The organism is Gluconobacter aidae (assembly GCF_009547075.1).
Taxonomy (GTDB): Bacteria; Pseudomonadota; Alphaproteobacteria; order Acetobacterales; family Acetobacteraceae; genus Gluconobacter; species Gluconobacter aidae.
Window position 1 is genome coordinate 1 of record NZ_WIPH01000094.1, and the last position, 1386, is coordinate 1386.

Below are 1386 nucleotides of genomic sequence, written 5' to 3' on the forward strand. Positions count from 1 at the left end.
ATAATTGTTCATGCCCCAGTACATGGACCACGATTCAAAATCCGTTTCGGCGTTCATTTCACCGACATCCGGCCCAGTCTCCCGTCATCGTGCTCTGCGTCAGCCAGTCGTGAAAACTGTCCGGGAAAAAGCTGTTCTCCGTTGTATCCGAAGTCCGGGCTACCCCTCTATCACCACCTGCCACTGGCGGATTTTTTACAAGTAATGGACGCAGGTTCACCGTCCTGGAAGTGGAACTTTTTGCAGATGACGCATATGAATCCACACGCTCATGAACATTTGCCGTCTGTGAAACAGACGCTTTCGAAATGTCCTGTGCTTTCAATTCACATGGGATCCATAGAAGTATTAAAGTACTTACATAAAGGACCCCTTTTTTACGACCAGGATCGTTGGAATTATGCAACATATATTTAAAGGCTCCTTGCGCGTCTCCCCTTCTTCAGAAAAAGAGTCGCAAAGCCTAGAAATCAAAAAACAGAACCAAAAAAAATAGCGCCCCTGATGACAAAAACCGGACTAAAATCCATTAGGAATGAACTTCAGTCCCACTGAATATCTAAATTATTGTTTTAAATGGAATTATTTATCATCTGAGCGATCATGAAACGGAGGAAAAATCGTCCCTCACTTGTCCGTGTGGAAAACTGATCAAACGCCTGTTTTCCGCGCATGTAAGCACTGATTTTCGTGTGGTGATAAGGAGATAAGGAAGGATGCCGCGGCGTCTCAGTTGGCTTGAACTGCCTGCCCGCAGCAATCACGATATACCGCTTGCCGTTGATCATGCAGGACATCAGATGATGTCAGATCATCCGCCGGTCAGGACCAAACCCACAAACATTTCTATACCAGCGCCCTGGGTGAGCAGCTTTTCGCATGCGCTCATTGGGATTAAAAATATCAATCGCCATAAATGCCTGGGCACCACCAGAAGGATGAAGGTGCCAATCGAACAGTGGACTGTGGCAGACAGAACGGGCCCTGACACGGTCTCAAGGGGATGTTTCAGAAAGATATCATGCCAACAGCCGTCACGATAATCCCAGTGATGAGGATGGCATGAATATAATGAAAATATGCTCCGAGGCGCCCGGGATCGGAAGAATGCGTGAAGGCATGTTCGGCCTGAATGGTCGAGGTGCCGAAATAAAGCCACCATATGGCGACCGTACACAGGAAACTCACACAAAACCCAAGCAAAACCGACGCTATCTGCTGCTCCGCCCGCGCATGGACAATCCGGAAGTCATGATGGCCTCACCCAGTGCCATCATGACGAAAAACTGTTCCACGAGATCACTACCCGAAATCGTCCAGTCGAACGTATGGGAACCGCCGCGCCACACAAGAGAGCAAGCGCCATGAAAGCAAGCAGAATGCAAC

1 protein-coding gene is annotated in these 1386 nt (G+C 48.4%); it reads right to left on the reverse strand.

The window, feature by feature from the left end:
• Positions 1–1008 precede the first annotated feature (1008 nt).
• Positions 1009–1188: a low temperature requirement protein A gene (locus GFJ39_RS14405; protein ID WP_325062958.1), complete on the reverse strand. Its 180-nt coding sequence runs from the start codon at positions 1186–1188 to the stop codon at positions 1009–1011.
• Positions 1189–1386: the final 198 nt, after the last annotated feature.